We start from the raw sequence: 1,943 nt of genomic DNA, 5'->3' as shown, positions 1-1,943 counted from the left end.
GAAAATGATTAGCAAAGTAATGCACCTCCTCTCTTCGTCAATTGAGGCCTGAGAGATAGGCGACTCTATTATTATACCATCTGTGAATATACAAGCATATCTACTTCCGATAAGTTGAATTATGAAAACTATTCTCTCCACTTCTTTGTAATTATGCATTAAAAAAGTTAGATGGCATCATCTGTTCATTTTATCCCTAATTTAGTAAAAATCTTTACAAAAATAAATTAGGTATTTATGAAATAAGAGATCTAGACAGTAATAAAGAAACTGAAAAATATTTAATTAAAACATTTCACTCCCACCAAACTACTATTATCATTGGTAGAATTGATCCATTTATTAAGGTATCTCTTGTTGATAAACCTTTTTGAGCTTTATTACTGTTCCTTTATTTTCTCTAAATACAACTTTATGTAACTCATCATAATGTTTAAATAACTTACATCTCATATGTATGCTTTATATACAAGTGTAAATTATACTTGTGTTAATTACATTTGTGTAAATTACACGACTATTTTTCAATTATCAAAATTAGATCTTTTTAAATAAACTGTTGGAATACTACATATAAAAATAAAAATGGAGACTCCCTTTTTTGCTTCTGTCTTGGAATTTTAAAAAGATTTTTTGTATATCTTCCATTGCTATCCATGATTTTTTATCTTGTGTTTTAAATGTTAATTTATCTTTTCTGTTGATATAGACACGGTCAATGATTTCTCTTTCTATAACTTCGTTATTGTTCTTTTCTAAAAAGTATCGCTTATTTTTACAATCTCCAAGAAAAGGAATTGTAAATATTGGAAACAACATGGCGTACATAATGATTAAAATGACAAATGAACCAATGTTATCCCATTCAGATATATATTCCATAACTTCGTCTTTAGGATAGGCATTCAATGAAAAAAATATCATCGACACCAAATATATCAATGCTCCAATAGTCATCAAAATAAATAACCGCGTAATTTTTAATACCATCTTTATTTTTTCAACATTTCGAGTCTGATATAAGTCGTTTTTATTCAATAGTTTTACAATACTAATAACAATGGGAATTAAAATTTAAAACCACACATCTTTAAGATTATTGTATAAACTCATCCAAAATTCTATATCCTTTAATCTCAATTTTTACACCACATTCTGATATAAATAAACTTTTAATTCTCATCTTTTATACCTTTATTTATATTCGTAATCAAGTTTCCTTTTGGCGTTAAAATTGATATATCTTTGTTATTTATTCCACGTATGAATGTTTTGAATTTCAATACATTTTAACTATAAAATAGCTCACACTTTTTCAACTTTTGTTCTCATGTTTAATAATCTACTGATTCAAGTAACGCTAAAATTTTGTCTTGTTTAATCGTAACTTCTTTTAAAATTTTTGTATTTTGCACTTGCCGATGTGATTGTTCTGCATATGATTTTTGACAACTTTCCAGTAAATATAGCTGTTCTAATGTTTCTGATATTAATTCATTTCTCGATATGTTTTTCTCTTTAGCTAATCCTCTTAATCAATCTAGCAATTCACTATCTACATTTCTAATTTTCAGTTCTTTGTTAGCCAAAATAACCCAACCTTTCTCATTAAAAAAGGTGGAACATTTTTGTGACAAAATACATATAATGTGTCACACTTTTGTGACAACCACTACATATTGTGTCACAAAAGTGTGACACTAACAAAATTTTGGCCCCCACATCAAAAATACTAAATCCCTTGAAATATCTGGCTTCGCCAGATCACCCATTTTCAAATGGGTACAAATTCCCCTTATGCTCTTACGGAGTTACGGAGATTTTAGAGTTAAATTAAAATTTCTAAGTTTTTGATAAGAAAAGCCCTGCAGGAATTTAGAAAAACATGGGGAAGTTTTAAAGTATTTTATGCTAATTTTTAAATTTGCATGTAAATGGGCAGT

At 27.7% G+C, this 1,943-nt stretch carries 1 protein-coding gene; it reads right to left on the bottom strand.

Annotated elements, in window-relative coordinates; translation table 11 throughout:
- Positions 1–567 precede the first annotated feature (567 nt).
- Positions 568–924, bottom strand: coding sequence for a hypothetical protein (locus HMPREF2658_RS14780; protein ID WP_000575908.1), 357 nt, complete (start codon positions 922–924; stop codon positions 568–570).
- Positions 925–1,943 lie beyond the last annotated feature (1,019 nt).

The organism is Staphylococcus sp. HMSC062H10 (assembly GCF_001836945.1).
Taxonomy (GTDB): Bacteria; Bacillota; Bacilli; order Staphylococcales; family Staphylococcaceae; genus Staphylococcus; species Staphylococcus aureus.
This window is presented reverse-complemented; position numbering and strand designations above follow the sequence as displayed.

Excerpts from the sequence above, each read along its gene's own strand:
- HMPREF2658_RS14780 (WP_000575908.1), bottom strand. The coding sequence starts at position 924 with ATGATATTTTTTTCATTGAATGCCTATCCTAAAGACGAAGTTATGGAA.